The organism is Robertmurraya korlensis NBRC 107688 (assembly GCF_001591645.1).
Taxonomy (GTDB): domain Bacteria; phylum Bacillota; class Bacilli; order Bacillales; family Cytobacillaceae; genus Robertmurraya_A.
Genome location: NZ_BCVH01000007.1, coordinates 48298 through 68614, shown reverse-complemented (window position 1 = coordinate 68614; position 20317 = coordinate 48298). Strand labels below are relative to the sequence as shown.

The window sequence follows — 20317 nt, the reverse complement described above, 5'->3', positions numbered from 1 at the left end:
TCCTACTTCATTTAATACACGCCATCTTCTCCAAATTTCTTCGCTAATTTATTGGATAAAATAACTAAAACCAATCCAACAATTCCTTTAAATAAACCAACAGCGGTACTAAAGCTAAGCTGACCGTTTTTTAACCCTGCCGTGTAAATATACGTATCAAAAATTTCTGCTACATTTCGATTTAGTGAATTAAGCAACAGATACATATGCTCAAATCCTAAATCTAAGGTACTGCCTATTTTCAAAATTAATAGAGTAATAATTACCGGGCGAATGGCAGGCAAGGTAACATGCCAGGTTTTACGAAGACGTCCCGCCCCATCCATTTCAGCCGCTTCATATAATTGGGTATCAACCGCAGTAATAGCAGCTAAATAGATGATAGTAGACCAACCTAATTCCTTCCAAATAATTTGGCTAATATATACGGTTCTTGTCCAATCAGGTGAAGTTAAAAAACTAATTTTCTCTAAGCCTATTAAAGCTAAGAACTCATTAATAATTCCCCCATCAACATTTAAGAATATAAAACTGATGGAAACAATGATTACCCAGGACATAAAATGTGGAATATAAATGATTGTTTGAATTCCTGCTTTAAAGTACTTATTCCTAACTTCATTCAACATGAGTGCAACAATGATTGGTAGTGGAAAAAAGATGACCAGATTCAATGCGAACAATATTAACGTATTTCTTAATAACATAAAAAAAGTTGGTTCCGTAAATAGACGAATAAAATGTTTAAATCCAACCCACGGACTTCCAAAGATCCCTAAATACGGCTGATAATCTTGAAACGCAATGATGAGACCAGCCATTGGTAAGTACTTAAAGATAAGAAAGTAGAGTACTCCAGGAAGAATCATAAGATATAGAATTTTATTCGTTTTCATTCCCGCAAAGAGTTTTTGTCTTTTTAAAACTTTTTGCTGCTTTGAAGACAATATCGGTAAAGTATGATCTTCCTGCTTCACAGCACCTTCCATTTTTCTCCCCCCTTGTTACGATTTTGTTTTCTTTCTTGCTTCAAGCATACTTAAATGGATAAATTACGTACATAATCATTTTATAATTACGCTTACACAACAGCTTGTTTGCTGTGTTTCTAGCCCTAGAATCCACCAGAAAGATCACTTTATTTAGTTTCGGATTATTAACAAAGGTAAGAAAGCGCTTTCTCGTCATCCTCCAGTTGTGGGATACTGATTATATACGTAATCGCTAGCTGATGTTACGGTAAAAGTACCTATTATTATATAAAACAATTCAATGAGGAGGATTTGTATGAACAAATTCAAAACGCAGAAAAAGAAGAAAGGAGGCGGTTTGTTTCCTATTATAAATGGAAGTATTTTAGTACTAATTGCTCTCGCTTGCTTACTTCCATTTGTAAATGTGATCTCGAGTTCTTTTGCATCCACCCAGGAGGTTGTCGCAAAGAGATTCATTTTATTTCCAACTACCTTCTCGTTGGACGCCTATCGCTATATATTATCAACACCAACCATTTTCAAATCATTAGCAGTCTCCATAGGAGTAACTGGAATTGGTACTTTGGTTAGTATGGTTCTTACAGCGTTAATGGCCTATGGGTTATCACGTAAATACTTGCTAGGTAGAAATTTCTTTAATTTTATTGTGGTATTTTCAATGCTATTTAGCGGGGGAATGATCCCTACCTTCCTAGTCGTTAAGTATGTCGGGCTAATTGATTCCTATTGGTCATTAATTTTACCAGTTGCCATAAACGCTTTTAATCTAATAATCATGCGAAACTTTTTTCAAGCACTGCCGGATAGTTTGGAGGAATCAGCAAAAATGGATGGCTGCACTGATTTTGGAGTCTTTCTTAAAATCATGCTACCGCTTGCTCTCCCATCAATAGCAACCATTTCCCTGTTTTATGCCGTTACGTATTGGAATACGTATATGACAGCGATTCTTTATATAAATGATTCTACCAAATGGCCGGTACAGGTTTTGCTTCGCCAAATTGTCATCGTATCAAGTGGGATGCAAGCGGAAGGTTCTTCTGTAGACGTGGTCCCACCTGCTCAAACCATTAAGATGGCGGTCATTGTGATTGCTACCGTTCCTATGTTAATTGCTTACCCTTTCGTTCAAAAATACTTCGTCAAGGGTGCTCTCGTTGGGTCAGTAAAAGGATAATGAATATAAGAAAAAGCTTCTGCTGGAAACAGAAGCTTTTTCTTTGTGAAGAGAAGAGGGAATATTCCGTCTCTTTTTATTGAGTATATTCCTTACGATAATCACCAGGAGTTATTCCTAATTTCTTCTTAAAGAATCGAATAAAGTTCTGAGAATTCCTATACTGTAACCGTTCAGCAATATCTTTTACAGCTAGATCTGTTTCCTTAAGCCAAGTTTGCGCCATTTGTAGCCTATAGTTCATTAAGTAATCTACAAAATTTTCTCCATGTTCTTTTTTGAATACATTGCTTAAATAGTTGGGGTTATAATGCAAGCGTTCCGCAATTATTTCAAGGGAAATCTCCTGATCGTATTCGGTTTGTACAATATAGGCGATTTTGTCAGAAAGTGATTTAAAACCTCTTTCCGTTTTATCGTGAGTACTAATAATGACTGGTTTAACTAAATCATGGATTAACATTTCCTTTATTTTTTCAGGGTAATAGGCATTGATAGCTGCTTGGTAAAGCTTCTTAATATTTTCAAAGATTTTCGATTCTGCACCTAGAAGTTGTCCTAACTGTACAAGCTCATTAATCACCCGTATTAAGGTAACTCCTAGACTGATAGGATTCTTATTTAATCGGAAAATCTCTTCTACAAGGAGGTCAACCAAACGCATTACGTCCTCCTCATCTCCAGATCGAATCGCATTCAATAACTCATTTAGCAATTCCACCGGAAATTTTGATATAGAAGCTTCATTTAGCATAGAAGCAATATCATTGTAAAAAATGATCGACTCAGTACCAACGTTCACACGATAATGAAGAGATTCTTTGGCCAAATCAACCGCCTTTTTACTATCTATTAAAGAATGATATTCAGGGCTAATTCCAACGCTAATTACCATATTAAGTGATTTCTTTACAGCAGCCTGAATATGTTCATAATATTTTATGATGCGACGCTCCGCCTCTTCATCATTGTTATCTAATATAAAAATTGTTGCTTGCATTTCATCGTTTAATACAATGGGAATGAGACGCTCTTCTTTTGGAACGACCTCTTCTACCAAATTATTTATGGCCAGTAAAAACAGATTTTTATCCCCTATTTTCTGATCTTCCATGTTGTCCATTTGAATTAGGCCTGTATAATATACCTTTTCCTTCTTATATTGATGTCCAAGTTGTTCTAAACGGTTCGTTATTTCTATTTCCGATATTCGCTTTCTAAACAAGCTTAAAACAAATAAAGTTTCTAGTTGTGGTTTTTGCATTGATAAACTAGTAGTCAAACTCTTATTTTGACCAACTATTTTGTCTACTGAATCTGCCAAAAGTAATAGTTCATTTTGTTTTTGATTTACACCATGAACGGCTAATTTTTCTTGTATTTTCTTTATCGGACGTGAGAACGATTCGGATGATAGATATGAAATAATGCCGACCAATAAAATTAGGAGAGCTGAAACAACACATAGACCTACTCTTGTATTATGAATAATGCTCCCAATCTCTTTTTCATCAATTTCAACCACATACAGCCATTGATTGTACTCGGACTGCATAAATACATATTTCTTCCCATCTTCAGTTGTTAGCACATCCGGACCATTGATACCCTTTGCCACTTCTTTAAATTGCTTAAATGTTTCTGTTGTTACTTCGCTAACTTTCATCTTATTGGAGTATAGCAGTTGATCTTTTTTATTATAAATTTCTACCAAATTATTTTTATCACCAACGATTTGATTAATACTCCTTCTAGGGATATTAGAAATACCTAAAGCAAACTTCTCCCTTTTATACATAGGAAGGGCCATAACCATTTCTATACCTGATTCTGTCGGTTTCCAGAAGAGACCATTGGTATCACTAGAAATATACGTATCTTTATATTCCGCTATTTGATTAGTGGTTAGCCTTTTTAATGAACCATCAACTATGCCCCATTCCTGCTCCAAGCTTACTAAACTGTATTTGCTCCCTTCGATCCCTATCATCTCTATATAGCTCATTTCCTTTTTTATATCTCGATACGTTTCAAAATCCTTTTCCGTCATGGGATGCATAAAGATCTGTTCAAAATTTGATGTAGAGCTATAAGCGGTATATCCATATTCGATTGTTCTTACTTTTTGTTCAACATTGTTTAAGATTTGCCTTGTATAATTTTTCTTATCCTTTAAGAAGCTTTCCTCTACTGAGTTGTAAGTAGAATTATAGATAAATATACTAAATCCTACAACAAGTCCTATTCCTAATAGGAAAAATGGGATAAACAGTTTGTAAAACACTCTGGATTTCCTCAAAAAGTTCACTCCTTTAAAAAGTTTTTTCCTAACTAAGGTAGGGAAAGCGCTATCATTTATGTTTTTACTATTAGTCCGAGTTATATAATATCTACATATTACCATAAGTTACAAAACCATGTAACTGATCTTTTAGTTTCATATTTATCAATGATTGACACTTTTTCACCTGGATGTTAACGTTAACATTATATAATATAAAATTGAACTATTACTCAATTTTACAACTTATTTATTTATTGGTTCAATCCAAACATTCAATTTTATGAAGGAACATAAAATTGTTAACGTGTACATAATTATGTTACTAAAAGGAGGAATACCATATGGATCGGCAAATCACTATATATATAGCTGGAGATTCTACTGCTTCTAGCAAACTACAAGAAAAACGTCCTGAAACTGGCTGGGGGGAAGCTTTCCACCCTTATTTTAAGAAGCATGTTAGATTGGAAAATCGAGCAATTAATGGAAGAAGTACAAAATCCTTTATTAATGAAGGGCACTTGGAAAACATCAAACATAGTATTAGATCAGGAGATTACCTACTTATTCAATTTGGACATAATGATCAAAAAATTGAAGACCCTGAAAGAGGAACGCATCCTTACAAAGATTATCAAGACAACCTACATGCATTTATTGACGTGGCTTGTTCGGTAAATGCTCACCCCATATTACTTACTCCTGTAACTAGACGATACTTTAATGGAGACAAGGTTGATCCCAAGTCAATTGGAGACTTCCCAGAAGCAATGCTCCACTTTGCGAAAAAACATCAAGTTCCAGTATTAGATATTCATAAGCTAACCTGTGAATGGATGGATTCAATTGGAAAAGAGGATTCCATTTCATACTTTTTACATTTATCTCCTGGCGAATCAGAAAATTATCCTGACGGAGTTCATGATAATACCCACTTTAATGAAAAAGGAGCCCGTGCTATAGCTCATTTAATTGTTAAGGCAATCAAGGACAGTGACCTTCCATTAAAAAAGCTTTTAAACTAGTAGCTAAGCAATGGGTATTAGTGTGAACCACTGTATCCTTCCTCAGCTATAGGGGGTTGAAAAAATTTGAAGGACTCACTTGTTCAGGAAATCTATCAAAAAAATCAAAAAAACTCCTTTAAGATTCTAATTGGTCTATATAAAGGGAATTATGTAAGAATTTTTTATTCAGCTATCTTATTTTTTATCAAGCATATTCCAGCTTGGGTTATGCCTATTGCAATTGCTAATGTCATTAATGCTGCTACGAATACATCTGGAGATGGTATTCGCACCATTTACTTAAATGCGATTGTTATGATCATTTTAGTTTTGCAAAATATTCTAACAAACTATTATCATACGAAATTACATAGTTATGCCATCCGTAGTGTCGAATCAGGTTTACGTGCTTCTCTTATAAAGAAGCTACAGGAATTATCCATTCCCTACCAGAAGGAAATACAATCCGGTCGACTTCAATCTAAAATAATGAGAGATGTAGAAGCTGTTCAAACATTGTCCTCACAAGTATTTGTTAGTAGCTTAAATATATTTGTAAATCTAATCGTGGCGTTAGGCATTACATTATATAACAGCCCTATTGTGTTTTTCTTTTTTCTATTAACCGTTCCTATCGCCGCTCTCATCATTGTCATCTTTCGGAAAAAAATCAAAGTCTCTAATTCAGAGTTTCGCCAAGAAATGGAGGAAACCTCTGCTCGTGTAATCGAAATGATTGAATTAGTCCCAATTGCTCGAGCACATGCGCTTGAAAAGCAAGAGGTTCGGCGATTGAACCATCGATTTCAGCAAATTTTATTGAAAGGATTTCATTTAGATATCATCCAATCTTTATTTGGCTCTGTTAGCTGGGCCAGCTTTCAAATATTTCAAATCATCTGTTTGGTTTTCACTGGAATTTTGGCCTTTAAAGGCTCTATTACTCCCGGAGAAGTGGTTATGTACCAAACCTACTTTACTACTGTAGTTAATTCCGTATCTAGTATGATTACATTAATCCCTACTATTGCTAAAGGACTCGAATCTGTGAATTCAATTGGTGAGATATTAACAGCTGGGGAAGTAGAAAACCACGAAAACAAATCAGAGGTAAAACAGGTCAACGGAAATTTCTCCTTACAACATATCAGCTATCGTTATCCGGATTCTCACCAGGATATACTAGAAGATATTCATCTTGAGGTAAAACAAGGGGAAACCATAGCGTTTGTAGGAGAATCTGGCTCTGGTAAATCAACCATCTTAAATCTACTCATTGGATTTATTCAACCAACAGAGGGGAATATTCTTCTAGATGGGATTGATATGAATTCCATTGATTTACGATCGTATCGACACCATTTAGCCGTAGTCCCACAAACAACTATTCTATTTTCAGGCACCATCCAACAAAATATTACTTATGGCATGCCTTCCGTATCAACAGAAGAACTCAAACAAGTTTTAATGGCAGCAAACCTTTGGGATGTTATTCAGAAACTACCTAATGGCTTACAAACGAGGATCGGTGAACACGGAGATAAACTCTCAGGTGGGCAGAGACAAAGGATTTCTATCGCTAGAGCATTAATCCGTAATCCAAAGGTAATCATTCTTGACGAAGCCACTTCAGCCCTTGACAGCCATTCCGAGAAGAAAATTCAAGAAGCTTTACATACTTTATGTAAAGGGAGAACCACCTTTATGGTAGCTCACCGCCTATCCACCATACGTAATGCCGATAAAATTGCTGTCATAGAAAATGGGAAATGCGTAGAATTTGGAACGTATGATGAATTAATGAGTAAAAAAGGAAAGTTTTTTGACTTAAAGCAGCTCCAAATATAAGTAAAAAAGATGCTAAAACTGTACTGCACCCCAAAAGTTAGAGTGGAAATTTAACTTTTGGGGGTCACTTCAACCTAGCATCTTTTTTCTATGCTTTTAACTGATTTTCTTATGATTAATTCTGTATTAACATACACTTTTTCTAACGTAACTTCCTTACCTGTAACCAATGATAATATGTTTTTTGCACCAAGATAGCTGATTTGTTCTACTGGACGCTTCACTGTCGTTAATCCTGGAGTCGTATATTGAGCAAATCCACTATCATCAAACCCAACGATTGAAATATCATCCGGAACACTCAACCCGTGGGCATATACCGCATTCATCGCACCGATGGCCATGTCATCATTGGAGCAAAAAACTGCTGTAGGAGGCTTCCCTAACAACAATAATTTTTCCATCCCTTTGTATCCACTTTCCATATCGTAGTTTCCATTTACAGAATACTCCTGTTGAATAGGGAAATGATTATCAATTAGGGCGGTTAAATAACCTTCCTTTCTCATCTGTGCCGATTTAAAGGATGGCGTACCTTCGATAATTCCTATATCCTTATGACCACAGTCAATGAGATATTGTACTGCCTGCCTTGAACCCTCTTTATCATCAGATAGGATATTCATAATATAATCTTCTTCAATTTCTCTATTTAAAACGATAATCGGAATTTTCTTTTGAAGGACATGATAAATAAAGGAATGGTCCTGTATACTTTGGCTCATGACAATAATTCCATCAAACCTTTGTGGATTGATGCTCGAATAATCTTCATAATCATCTATACCCCTGATAAAAAGATTATATTCTTGGCTAATGGCCGCATTGACACCTTTGATCGTATCAGCTAGAAAGCTCGCAGATGTCCCGTTGCTGATACTTGTTAAAAACAAGCCAATTGTATGTGACTTCTGCATCACTAGACTTTTTGCATTGTAGTTAGGGGAATAATTGAGCTGGGAGGCAATTTCAAGGATTTTCTTTTTCGTTGGTCCTTTGATAAGGGGGCTATTATTCAATGCCCTTGATACCGTTGTGTGAGACACATTGGCCAATTTTGCAATATCTTTTATTGTAACCATTGGTGACCTTCCTTTTTGCAGAGACTATTATATTCATTATACCTTATTTTCAGAGCCACTCCAGCTTTACTTCCCTTTTAACAAATCAATTTATCATTTTTTGTTAACGTTAACATTTTATCAGTCACTCTTCCTTCGCAACATGTAACGAATTTACCAATGGAATAAAACCAAGCTCCCGATAGGCACTTTCCAGCGACCAAGGCTTGTCAGGGTTATCTGATACCCCGTAGTAGGTTCCGAAACGGACGGTGGATTGAATAGCTAATTCAAAAAGCTGAATCGTATCTGTATGAGACAATAAGGTTTGATGAAGACGATTGTCTTCCTTTACCGCTTTTTGCTCATCAGGATGAACACTACCAATCCGTAAGTTAATAACAGATAGCTTTTCTGACTCTTTAGACATTAAATAGCCAATTTGCTCGGAAGCAAACTTTAATACCCCATATAATCCTCGAGAGGAAGGGTAATCACTAGTGGTAATTTCTCTACCTAACGTAGAAAAACCATCCTCCTCATAGGAATCAGTGGTATGATTACTGCTTGCATACACCACCTTAGTAATACCTAATGTCATAGCTGCGTACAACACATAAAAGGAAGACAATAGATGAATATCGGTCATACGTTGAAACTCTTTTATGTCCTTTAAGTCGTTTTCCGTTTTTATGGTGAGTAAATTGATAAGTACATCCGTATCTTTTGGAATACGGTTTAGTAACATCTCAGCATTTGTAGCATCCACCTCAATAAATTCACCAGCATGTTTGGGGGCTTTTTTATCAAGAATGACGATTTTATATTTATCCGAAAGACCTTTATATAAGATGGAGCCTATCGTGCCCGTACCACCTATTATGGTAACCTTCTTTTTCATCACTTTCCTCCATTACCTTACGTATAAACAGAATTGAGGCCCCTCTATTTCTTCCTAGAAAACATTTGACTAGGTGAAGAAACCTGAAGGGAGACTAAAGACTCCGTTTCATCTTTTGTTAACCGCATGACCTGATTTTTATGGTATTCTAATTTTTTTATTAGCTTACCTTTCAATTCAGAATCCAAACAACTTTCTACTAACAAATAGTGATAATTCATCCGGAATCTATGCCAACTGTATAAAATCTTAGATATAAACGTCATATGTACCGCTCCTATCCTAGATTAACGTGTTGGACTATACCCAGAATACATAATCTTTAAACCTTATTTAACTTACTTAAAAGATTTATTCAACGATTTTTACTTTGAAATAAATCGAACAATGCCAATAATTCCTGCCCATAAGGGAAGACTTAGCATGATAGCCCAAGCAAATCCTCGTGCAAAATTCCCTTCATGTTCCTCCATTGAATCACATCCACTTTTTTATATTCTTTATGACCAATTAAGTGGCTGCTTAAACCCAAAAGCTACGCTCCTTATTTGGAAACGTAGCTTTTCCCTATTTCACATTCATTATTTCACTATTCTTAATTTCTACTACGCAACCGGTCAAGAAGGACGGCAATGACAATAACAATACCCTTCACCACTTGTTGCCAGTAGTAATCTACATTAAGCAATGTCATCCCGTTCGTTAATACAGCGACAATTAACACCCCAATAATCGTACCTTGTATTCGGCCACGTCCACCTACAAAACTCGTTCCACCTAGAACAACAGCTGCAATTGCATCCAGTTCAAACGCGATACCTACCATTGGTTGCCCAGAGAATAAGCGCCCCGCCATTACCACTCCACTAATACCTGCCAGTAATCCACTGATAGAGTAGACATTGATTAATGTACGATTCACTTTAATTCCTGTTAGATGGGCGGCCTCTTCATTTCCACCAATCGCGTAAACATGTCGGCCAAACATCGTATATTTCAATACAACAAACATGATGATATAAACAATTGCCATAATATATATCGGAGTAGGTATACCTAGTATTTCACCCGCTCCTATAAACTTGAATTTCTCTGATGCTAAAACTACGGGATAACCACCTGTTATGACATACGCCAATCCTCTCAAATAAGTCATACTTCCTAGAGTTACGATAAACGCAGGTAGCTTTGGTACAGCAGTTAAATAACCATTAATGGCCCCGGCTATATATCCAACAGCAGCTCCAGCGAACATAGAGAATACTACAGGAACTCCGGAGTTTGACAGTAGAACTGATATAACACCACTTAAAGCAAGTGTTGATCCTACAGATAAGTCAATTCCACCTGTTAAAATAACTACCGTCATCCCTGCCGCCAGGATCGCAGTTATTGAACTTTGCTTCAATACGTTTAAAATATTGCTTGAATCTGTGAAATTCGGAGCGATCACACTCATTACTACAATTAACAAAGCAAGAATGATTAACATGCCCAGTTGATTAAATATTTGTTTAGAACGATCCTTGAATGTAACTACGGATGGACTACTAGATTGTACATTAATATTCATCATTTAACCTCTCCTGTAGCGTAGAACATTATTTTTTCCTGGGTAGCTTCCTTATGAGATAATTCCGCTCTTAGCCTGCCTTCGTGCATGACTAGTATCCGATCACTCACTCCAAGTATTTCGGGTAATTCAGAAGAAATCATTAACACAGCAAGTCCTTGTTCGGCTAGTTGATTAATGATTTTATGAATCTCTGTTTTTGCACCAATATCTACCCCACGTGTTGGCTCATCGAGCAACAGTACTTTTGGACCAATTGAAAGCCATTTGGCGATAACGACTTTCTGTTGATTCCCACCGCTAAGGCCCATCACGTTTTGTTCTTTCGATGCCGTTCTAACTCCAAGTTCCTCAATATAGCGATCTGCTTCACGGTTTATCTTGCTGTACTGTAAAAGCCTAAACTTACGGTACATAGGAAATTGTGCCATCATGATATTTTCTTTAACTGATAGATTCGGTAATAAGCCCTGTTCCTTTCTGCTTTCAGGTACATGGGCAATTCCTAGCTTTATCGCATCGGTTGGATTCTTTATTTGAACCGATCTGCCTTCTATGTAAATTTGGCCCTCTGACAAATCGGATAATCCAAAGATGGTTCTAACAAGCTCTGTTCGACCAGCACCAACAAGTCCTGCTAAACCAACAATTTCCCCAGGGTAGATCTTTAACGATACATCTTTTACAATTTTTCTGTCGGATATACCTCTCAACTCAAGTACTGGTTTTTGATTCTTTGTTTCCGTATTATTTTCACTTCTATCTCTAACAAACAGCTCATTTAACTCTCGTCCTACCATTAGTTTTACCAGATGCGTAGGATTTGTTTCTGATATTGGACCACTCGTAACCAAGCGTCCGTCTCGGAGTACAGTAAAACGATTAGAAATTTTAAAAATCTCATCCATTCGGTGTGAGATGTAAACAATCGCAACGCCTTTTCTTTTTAATCCGTCTATGATCGTAAAAAGCCTCTCTATTTCTTTATCTGTAAGTGATGCGGTTGGTTCATCCATGATTAAGATTTCAGAGTTAAGTGATAACGCACGAGCAATTTCAACCATTTGTTGTTGGGCTACACTTAATGAACTAACATTCGCTCGAGGGTCCAAAGATGAACCTATGGATGATAAGATATTTTCAGCCTTCTCGTAAATATCGTTCCAGCTAATTAACCCTAATCTACTTTTCTTTAACGAGGTACCCATTAAGATATTTTCTCCAATGGATAAGTTAGGAGATAAGCTAATCTCTTGATGAATGACACTAATTCCCTTATTTCTAGCATCCATTGGATTGTTCCAATGGACTTCTTGACCTTTATAGACAATTAAACCGCCATCAGGCTGGTACACACCCGCCATTATTTTCATTAAAGTAGATTTCCCTGCACCATTCTCTCCCATCAGTGCATGAACTTCTCCTTGATAAAGTTCAATATCAACATTTTGTAGCACTTTCACACCAGAAAACTGCTTTGTAACACCCTTCATACTCATAATAGGTTGTGCTTTTATAGAATGAATCCTCGTTTGTTGCTCTTTCGTTATGATCATTTCTTCCCCTCCCTACATTACTTTTGGTGTAAACATAGTGCTCTAAAATAGAGCACTATATCTACCTTTCTAATTAAAGGGGTTTAGCTTACCACCCGCTGTATGAATCAACATTTTCTTGAGTAATAAATTCAGTAGGGATAAGAACTTCTGAGTCGACTTTTTCTCCATCTATTATTTTCAATGCTAAATCAACACCATCAATAACCATTTGGTTCGGAAATTGTGCTGAAGTACCCGCAAAGCTTCCACCCTTATTTAATGCATCTACTGCAGATGGAGCACCATCAACACTTACTAGGAAGAATTCATCGTTTCTGCCCGCTTGCTCTTGAGCAATTTGTACCCCAACAGCCTCTTCATCATTAATGGTAAAAACCGCATCAATTTTCTTATTGGCAGATAGTATTCCTTCCATTACAGTTAGAGCCTTCTCTCGGTTTCCTTCACCATTCTGGTTCGCAACCACTTTAATGTCAGGATATTTGCTAATCACTTCTTTAAAGCCCTTAATTCTATCTGTTACAGCAGAAACTGGAGGTCCATCAATGATGACAATATTCCCTTTTCCATTCAGTTGCTCTACAAGGTATTCAGCAGCCAGTCTCCCAGCTTGAACGTTATCTGACATAACTACTGTGTCAATCCCACCTTCTGCAAATCCATCTAGAGCAACGATCGGAATACCAGCTGCTTTTGCTTGACTAACTGCACCTGCAATTCCAGCAGAATCAAATGGACTTAACAAAATAAGATCCACTTTTTTTGTAATAAAGTCTTCAATTTGAGCCGTTTGCTTTGCCAGATCATGATCGGCACTAACTGTAATGACTTCAGCATTATACTTAGTCGCAACTTCTTTAGCCCCTTTGGACATAGCTACAAAGAATGGATTACCTAAAGTTGGGACGGTCAATCCGATCTTAAGCTGTTTTTCTTTATCATCGCTATGATCATCATTAGCACTCGTGGAGGAACTTTCTCCACTGCTACATGCACTTAGTAAGGATAAAATTAATACAAATAAAATAATTTGAAACTTTTTCAGAATTTTCATGGTATCAAAACCTCCAAATAATAATTTCGTAGAATAATAGATACTTTTTACAAAATACAATCCTTGAAAAAAAATCTGTTTTGCCATACCATAAAAATGAGTTCTAAAATTTCTTAAGAATTTTAGACATACTCAAACAGAGGTATGATTTAGGGGTTATTTCCATTTGGTCGTGGGTCCCCCTGAATCGTACTTTTTTTCATGCTTTTTTTGCTACAGTAGAATAGAAAATTAACCCTCTAGTAAATTTTCTCCTTATTAGGATAAGCATCACCTCCAGAAAATAGAGCGCTTACATAAAAACATTCATCTTCAGTCATAAAAGTGAATGTTTATGCTCGTTTATGCTCATTTTTGATTATATGTTCTTTTTTACCAATTTTCAATAACAATTTTCTGAAAAGTCAAAATCAGTAATGTCATTTTTCACTTTCCACAAATTTTAATTGACTGAATTATTATTTATTGATAATATCTTACTTAATTCAATACAGCCGCAATGATGGTAGTGGATCAAACTATTACCGGAGCAGCTTCTGGAGAGACCGTATGTTTACGGCGCCGAAGGATTCACAATCTCAGGCAAAAGGACAGAAGAGAATGTTTGCATAATAATATTTTGCACACTCTTCTTACCCGAGATTGGAGATACTCCAATCTTTTTTTATTTCAAAAAATAATGAGGTGGAACAAATGGAAAGAAGACGTGCAGTGGTAAGTGTGATTGGTAAGGACAAGGTTGGCATTATTTCAAAAGTAACAACCATTCTAGCTGATAACCATATGAACATATTGGATATCAGTCAGACCATTTTACAAGATTTTTTTACAATGATGATGATTATTGATGTGACTGGAAATGAAAATCTATCTAACCTTCGTGACCAACTAAACCTGGTTGGTGAGGAAATGGGCTTAAAAATAAATATTCAACTTGAAGAAATTTTTCAAGCGATGCACAGAATTTAGCTTAGGGGTGATTGACAATGACAATTGCAATGGATGAAATCCTTCAAACGATCCGAATGGTTCAAATGGAGAATCTTGATATTCGTACAGTAACAATGGGAATCAGCCTCCGAGACTGTGCGGATTCCGATTTTGGTAAAATGCAGCAAAATGTATTTAATAAAATTACTACCTACGCTAAGGACTTAACAAAAGTAGCAGAAGAAACGGAAAAGGAGTTTGGCGTTCCGATTATAAATAAACGAATTTCTATTACCCCGATTGCAGAAATACTAGGAAATGCAACAGTTGAACAAACCGTTGAGCTTGCAAAGACACTGGATTTAGCCGCCAAGCAATTAGGAGTAGATTTTATTGGAGGATTCTCGGCCCTTGTGCACAAAGGATTTTCCAAAGGTGATGAGACTTTACTAAAAGCCTTGCCAGAAGCACTTAGCGTAACAGAACGAGTTTGTGCCTCTGTTTCAGTGGCGACTACTCGTACCGGTATTAATATGGATGCGGTTAGGCAATTAGGGTATGTCATCAAAGAAGCTGCGGAGCGGACGAAGGATCAAAATGGAATCGCTTGTGCTAAGCTTGTTGTATTTTGTAATCCAGTTGAGGATAATCCTTTTATGGCGGGAGCTTTCCATGGAGCTGGAGAAGGCGAAGCGGTTATTAATGTTGGTGTTAGTGGACCTGGTGTTGTATTGAACGCATTAAAAAAACATCCCCAAGCTGACCTTGGAGAAGTGTCTGATATTATCAAAAAAACAGCCTTTAAAATTACACGTGCTGGTGAGCTAATTGGTAGAGTAGTAGCCAAGCGTCTAGGTATCCCATTTGGAATAATGGACCTCTCATTAGCACCAACGAATGCCTTAAATGATAGTGTCGCGGAAATCTTAGAGGAAATTGGTCTTGAGCGCGTAGGTACTCATGGAACGATTGCAGCCTTAGCCCTCATGAATGATGCGGTGAAAAAGGGCGGCGCCATGGCGAGTTCTTATGTCGGCGGATTAAGCGGTGCTTTTATCCCAGTCAGTGAAGATAATGGTATGATTCGAGGAATTATTGATGGAGCTTTGACTTTATCAAAGCTTGAAGCCATGACATGTGTCTGTTCCGTTGGCCTTGATATGATTGCAATAACAGGAGATGTTTCCCCTGCTACCCTTTCCGCTATGATTGCAGATGAAGCAGCAATAGGAATGATTAACAAGAAAACAACAGCTGTTAGAGTTATCCCCGTACCAGGAAAGCAAGAAGGAGAAATCGTTGAATTTGGAGGACTTCTTGGTCGAGCACCAGTTATGGGCGTAAATCCATTCAGCTCACAAAATATGATCAATCGCGGAGGAAGAATACCAGCCCCTCTACAAGCACTGATTAATTAACATTTTAATAGTAAAGAAAAACTGTGTAACCCAATTGGGTACATAGTTTTTCTTATAATTAGAAGATTAGCCTATCATTACTTTTCCACAACTAATTTGCCACCCTGCTCTAGAACCGATAAAAATACAGGTCGTTCAATTGGGGACCGGTTGGGTGAATGAATGGCTAGTTTTAATTCATCATCAAATGTTCTAAATAGCATCGCATGTCCCCCATCTTCGTCTAATAATGGTTTCTTTTCCTGAACCCATGGCCCACAAATATCACCGGATTTTGATACTGCAATTCCAACTGCATACCCTTTTCGGCTTCTACTTGACCATAGCATTTGTAACCGTCCTTTTTGATCTTGATACAGAAAAGGTCCGTCTGTGATATATTCCGTCTCTCCTCTCACTGGAACTACCCAGTTAGCATTTGATGCTTTGAATAAAAAACAAGGTTCCCCTACTATCGATACAAAATCATGTGTTAAACGCTGGGCCCAGATTTCTCCATCTTGAACCTGTAACCACTCGCGACAATAAATAATCCATGGATCTTGGTTATGATCTATAAATAAGGTCCCATCCAGACACTCCCAATTACTTGGGGTAATTGGATGTTCTGTGAGAGGAGAAAAAGGACCTAATGGATGATTGGAAACAAGGATCTGAGTTCCGCGACATCTCCCCTCCCCTTTAAAACTAGCAAACATATAGTAACGATCATGATAAAAATAAACCTCAGGTGCCCAGTAATGCTGGTTTGCCCAAAAGTTAGGCTCTGGCCGGAAAACGGAAAATGGACCTTCCCAGTTTACTAGGTCTCTGCTTTTGTAGGCATCAAAACCTACTGCCTGTCCTTCCCAAACATTCTCATCTGTTGTGCCATATAAATAATAGTTTTTTGAATCCTGGGCTGTAAGGATAAAGGGATCTCGAATCCTGATCTCATCTTTTGTTAGCATCTTATCCTCCTAATTTCTCTAACTAGATTGATAAACTAGAAAATGTTTAAAATCCCCTTTTTCTTAGCCATTTTTCACAAAGTCTTGGCCAAACTTTTACTTCCGGATGGTCTTCAGCTAAACCTAATCCATGTCGACCATTTTCGAATACATGTAGCTCAAAAGGGACCGAATTCTTTCTTAACTCTTTTGCAAATAGGAAACTATTCTCCACGTCAACAGATGCATCATCAGCTGTATGCCAAAGAAAAGCGGGTGGTGTTTGTTCATTAATATGTAATTCGTTGGATAACAGATGTATCAAATCATCACTTGGATTTTCCCCTAATAAATTTTGCTTGCTACCAGCATGAGTGGATTCACCCATCGTTATCACTGGATAACAAAGAACCATGACATCGGGTCGGCTGCTGATCCGCTCAATAGGATCTTCGGCCTCCATATTTCCGGAGTCAAAATGTGTACCACTAGCAGATGCCAAATGCCCACCCGCAGAAAATCCTACTATCCCTAAACGGTTTGGATCAATCCTCCAATGAGAAGATTGGTATCTTACCAATCGAATGGCCCTTTGAACATCAGAAAGTGGAAGTGGATGTTTATGAGGGGCTACACGATAATTAAGAACAATCGCAGATATCCCTATGGAATTAAGCCACTTAGCAATTGGGTACCCTTCATGACTCGCTCGGTGAGAATAGCCTCCCCCAGGCGCTATAATCATGACTGGATGAATGCCTTCCCCATCTAACAAAAACAGTTCTATATTAGGAGAATCATCTTTTCTATCATCTTCTTTGGTGTTCGGTGAATTCCATAGTAATACTTGTTCCATTACATCCCCCTACTCTCTAAATGGTTTAGGCTCATCATGAAAAAACGGGTCCCATTAATCTGAGGGCCCGTTTTTTATTGTCCTTGAAGTAGTAATTTCGATTTTTGTTCTATCTTCTCAAAGGCCATGGTTGCAGGTTTCATAATAAATAGAGCGAGCAAATTCCCGCTATAAAGGATACAGATTGGTGGTGCATAGGAGAGTGCAAAACAAATACCAAAACTACCAATTAACATGTAAAAAGTGGACAAAGGATTCATAATCATGACAAAAAAAGAATTTTTAATCACCTGACTAATTTTCATATCATAATGTACAAACATCGGAAAGATATAAAACAACATACAAACTAAGATAAAGGAAATTAGTAAAAATGGAATATAAAGAATTGATACAAAGCTATTTGTTGCTTGAATGACAAAGTGAAAATCAATATACAAAATAGCTCCAATCGTGAAAATTATCAATCCGAGAACATTACTTTTTACGAACTCCTGTTTATATGACGTCCAAAAGGTTCGAAACATAGATACATCTTCTTTTCCATACATCCACTTTCGAACAACCGAATACATAGCCACTGTTGCTGGAAAAAAACCAAAGATGAAAAGACCTACTAGTGAAAATGAAATCCAAAGTATGTTTAAGAATGCTAGTCTTGATATCCAGTCCATTAATTTATAAAAACCGCCCATAAAAGCATTTGTTTCCATTTGTCCTCCCCCTCGTTCCTCATAATCTATTATATATCTTTGCCACTTCGGACTTTCAACACTTCCTATTATGAAGTGGCAAAGAAAATAGACCGGTTACAGAAGCTGATGTACCTATTAGCCTTTAAGTCCACTCGTACTGATCCCTTCCACAACATGGCGTTGAAACAGGAAGAAAATAACGAAAACAGGAATTAACGTAACAACCGACATTGCAAACATGGATCCCCAGTTAGAGACCGTTTCATTACTTAGGAACATATTTAAAGCCATTGAAACAGTATACTTTGACGGGCTATTTAAATATAACACTGGTCCTAATAACGATTCCCAAGTCCAATAAAATGAGAAAATCGATGCTGTCGCTAATGCTGGCTTAATTAGAGGCAAAATAATCTTTGTAAATATTTTAAAGGTACCGCACCCATCTATAATTGCCGCTTCATCTAACTCTCTAGGTATCGTTCTAATAAATTGTACTAGGAGGAAAATAAAGAACGGATGTCCAAAATAGGCTGGGATAGCAAGCGGCTTAATAGAGTTAAGCCAACCAAGCTTAGAAAAAATAATATATTGTGGAACCATTAACACATCGTGTGGAAGCATTAGGGTTACCATCATGATTCCAAACCAAAGTGCTTTTCCTTTAAACTGTAATCGTGCAAAACCAAAGGCAATAAAGGCCGATGAAATTACTTGTCCAATTAGTGTAATCACTACCAGGATGGCTGTATTTTTAATGAACACTCCAAACGAATTGCCACCAATCCCTTTCCACCCTTCTACAAAATTGGTCCAAATCCAAGGATCTGGAATCAGTGATTTCGCGGTAATAAAGATGGTGTCACTAGGTTTAAAGGAACTCATTAGGAGCCAAATAACGGGATACAGCATCAGTATAGCAAACCCGCCGACGAGTATATGATAGATCCACCATCTTGGTGACTTTAACTTTGATGTCATAATTATTTGCCTCCTTCTGATTCATAATGAACCCAGTATTTTGAAGTACTAAAGATGACCGCGGTTAATATTCCCACAATAATGAGCATGACCCATGCCATGGCGGAAGCATAACCCATATTAAAGAACTCAAACCCTTGAATGAATAGATATAGAGAATACAGAAGTGTTCCGTCTAACGGTCCCCCTGTACCTTTTGAAATAATAAAGGCTGGAACAAACGTCATAAATGCAGCAATCGTCTGCATAACCGTATTAAATAAGATAACTGGGCTTAGCATGGGAAGAGTAATTTTGAAGAATTTCTGAACTCCATTGGCACCGTCCACGCTTGCTGCTTCATAATAACTTTTTGGAATACCTTTTAATCCTGCTAAGAAGATTAGCATCGAAGAACCAAATTGCCATACGGATAAGAAGATAAGCATCCATAATGCTGCAGTAGGGTTACCAAACCATCTAACGGTTGGGATTCCAATTAATTCTAGTAAAATATTAACAATACCAATATCACCGAAGACATTACGCCACATAATTGCAACTGCTACACTGCCTCCAATTAGAGAAGGTAAATAAAACAAGGAGCGATAGAGCCCAACTGCCTTAGATGCAGTATTAAGCATCATAGCAATTAACAATGCAAATGCGAGTCGTAAGGGAACCCCAGCAAATACATAAATGAGTGTTACTTTTAACGATTGCCAATAGCGAGGATCGCCTGTAAACATTTTTATGTAGTTATCTAAGCCTATCCATTTAGGTGGGGCGAATAGATTATAGTTTGTAAATGATAAATATAAAGATGCAAGGATTGGTATAAATGTAAACGCAAGGAATCCAATAACAAACGGACTAATAAATGCATAGCCGGTCAGGTTTTCTTTAATAATACGGCTTCTTTTGCTTATTGAGCGGATTGGAATATTCGCTTTGGGATTTCCCTTAATCACTGGGATACTCATATCTTCATCTCCTTAATTCTTTGGCCTCATTTCCATAAGATGAAAGGACGATAGCTGATCGAAAAGGTGATCAGCTATCTTTGGAAA

The 20317-nt window shown here is 37.1% G+C and carries 17 protein-coding genes and 1 riboswitch; of the genes, 5 read left to right on the top strand and 12 right to left on the bottom strand.

Features of this window, described 5'->3' with window-relative positions; genetic code table 11:
• Positions 1-11: 11 nt before the first annotated feature.
• On the bottom strand, positions 12-896 hold the full coding sequence (locus tag BKO01S_RS11550; protein WP_232311225.1) for an ABC transporter permease: 885 nt from the start codon (positions 894-896) through the stop codon (positions 12-14).
• Positions 897-1287: 391 nt separating this feature from the next.
• Between BKO01S_RS11550 and BKO01S_RS11545 the strand changes: the two genes are divergently transcribed.
• A complete protein-coding gene (locus BKO01S_RS11545; RefSeq protein ID WP_157077356.1) occupies positions 1288-2172 on the top strand; it encodes a carbohydrate ABC transporter permease in 885 nt (294 codons plus the stop codon).
• A 76-nt stretch (positions 2173-2248) separates the two neighbouring features.
• On the opposite strand, the gene BKO01S_RS11540 is transcribed toward BKO01S_RS11545, so the two are convergent.
• A complete protein-coding gene (locus BKO01S_RS11540) occupies positions 2249-4480 on the bottom strand; it encodes a helix-turn-helix transcriptional regulator (protein WP_439951041.1) in 2232 nt (743 codons plus the stop codon).
• Between the two features lie 317 nt (positions 4481-4797).
• Here BKO01S_RS11540 and BKO01S_RS11535 point away from each other — a divergent pair, with 317 nt between their 5' ends.
• On the top strand, positions 4798-5481 hold the full coding sequence (locus BKO01S_RS11535; RefSeq protein ID WP_066053648.1) for a rhamnogalacturonan acetylesterase: 684 nt from the start codon (positions 4798-4800) through the stop codon (positions 5479-5481).
• Positions 5482-5547: 66 nt separating this feature from the next.
• Entirely contained in the window at positions 5548-7311 is a 1764-nt protein-coding gene (locus tag BKO01S_RS11530; RefSeq protein ID WP_066053645.1) for an ABC transporter ATP-binding protein, read from the top strand.
• 74 nt (positions 7312-7385) lie between these two features.
• Here the strand turns inward: BKO01S_RS11530 and BKO01S_RS11525 are convergent, their stop codons facing one another.
• The 5 genes from BKO01S_RS11525 to BKO01S_RS11500 all read right to left on the bottom strand — a co-directional run bounded on the left by BKO01S_RS11525 (position 7386) and on the right by BKO01S_RS11500 (position 13459).
• Entirely contained in the window at positions 7386-8393 is a 1008-nt protein-coding gene (locus BKO01S_RS11525) for a LacI family DNA-binding transcriptional regulator (RefSeq protein WP_066053642.1), read from the bottom strand.
• Positions 8394-8517: 124 nt separating this feature from the next.
• On the bottom strand, positions 8518-9273 hold the full coding sequence (locus tag BKO01S_RS11520; protein WP_066053639.1) for an NAD-dependent epimerase/dehydratase family protein: 756 nt from the start codon (positions 9271-9273) through the stop codon (positions 8518-8520).
• Between the two features lie 595 nt (positions 9274-9868).
• Positions 9869-10846 carry an ABC transporter permease gene (locus tag BKO01S_RS11510; RefSeq protein WP_066054068.1) on the bottom strand — a complete coding sequence of 326 codons (978 nt, stop codon included), beginning with the start codon at positions 10844-10846 and terminating at the stop codon, positions 9869-9871.
• Complete coding sequence (locus BKO01S_RS11505) at positions 10846-12402, bottom strand: sugar ABC transporter ATP-binding protein (RefSeq protein WP_066053632.1); 1557 nt, start codon at positions 12400-12402, stop codon at positions 10846-10848. The genes BKO01S_RS11510 and BKO01S_RS11505 overlap by 1 nt, the downstream gene beginning before the upstream one ends.
• Before the next feature lie 88 nt (positions 12403-12490).
• Positions 12491-13459: an ABC transporter substrate-binding protein gene (locus BKO01S_RS11500; protein ID WP_066053629.1), complete on the bottom strand. Its 969-nt coding sequence runs from the start codon at positions 13457-13459 to the stop codon at positions 12491-12493.
• 526 nt (positions 13460-13985) lie between these two features.
• Positions 13986-14063: riboswitch (glycine riboswitch) on the top strand.
• Between the two features lie 89 nt (positions 14064-14152).
• Here BKO01S_RS11500 and BKO01S_RS11495 point away from each other — a divergent pair.
• Both BKO01S_RS11495 and BKO01S_RS11490 read left to right on the top strand, forming a co-directional pair.
• The gene (locus BKO01S_RS11495) at positions 14153-14428 is read left to right on the top strand and encodes an ACT domain-containing protein (protein WP_066053627.1); all 276 of its coding nucleotides are present in this window, start codon (positions 14153-14155) and stop codon (positions 14426-14428) included.
• Positions 14429-14445: 17 nt separating this feature from the next.
• Positions 14446-15807 carry a PFL family protein gene (locus tag BKO01S_RS11490; protein ID WP_066053622.1) on the top strand — a complete coding sequence of 454 codons (1362 nt, stop codon included), beginning with the start codon at positions 14446-14448 and terminating at the stop codon, positions 15805-15807.
• Positions 15808-15884: 77 nt separating this feature from the next.
• Here the strand turns inward: BKO01S_RS11490 and BKO01S_RS11485 are convergent, their stop codons facing one another.
• The 5 genes from BKO01S_RS11485 to BKO01S_RS11465 form a co-directional block, all read right to left on the bottom strand.
• Positions 15885-16757: a glycoside hydrolase family 43 protein gene (locus tag BKO01S_RS11485; protein ID WP_066053619.1), complete on the bottom strand. Its 873-nt coding sequence runs from the start codon at positions 16755-16757 to the stop codon at positions 15885-15887.
• Positions 16758-16803: 46 nt separating this feature from the next.
• On the bottom strand, positions 16804-17592 hold the full coding sequence (locus BKO01S_RS11480) for an alpha/beta hydrolase (protein ID WP_066053616.1): 789 nt from the start codon (positions 17590-17592) through the stop codon (positions 16804-16806).
• Between the two features lie 74 nt (positions 17593-17666).
• A complete protein-coding gene (locus BKO01S_RS11475; protein WP_066053613.1) occupies positions 17667-18305 on the bottom strand; it encodes a YesL family protein in 639 nt (212 codons plus the stop codon).
• Between the two features lie 117 nt (positions 18306-18422).
• The gene (locus BKO01S_RS11470; protein ID WP_066053610.1) at positions 18423-19268 is read right to left on the bottom strand and encodes a carbohydrate ABC transporter permease; all 846 of its coding nucleotides are present in this window, start codon (positions 19266-19268) and stop codon (positions 18423-18425) included.
• A 2-nt stretch (positions 19269-19270) separates the two neighbouring features.
• Complete coding sequence (locus tag BKO01S_RS11465; protein ID WP_066053607.1) at positions 19271-20230, bottom strand: carbohydrate ABC transporter permease; 960 nt, start codon at positions 20228-20230, stop codon at positions 19271-19273.
• Positions 20231-20317 lie beyond the last annotated feature (87 nt).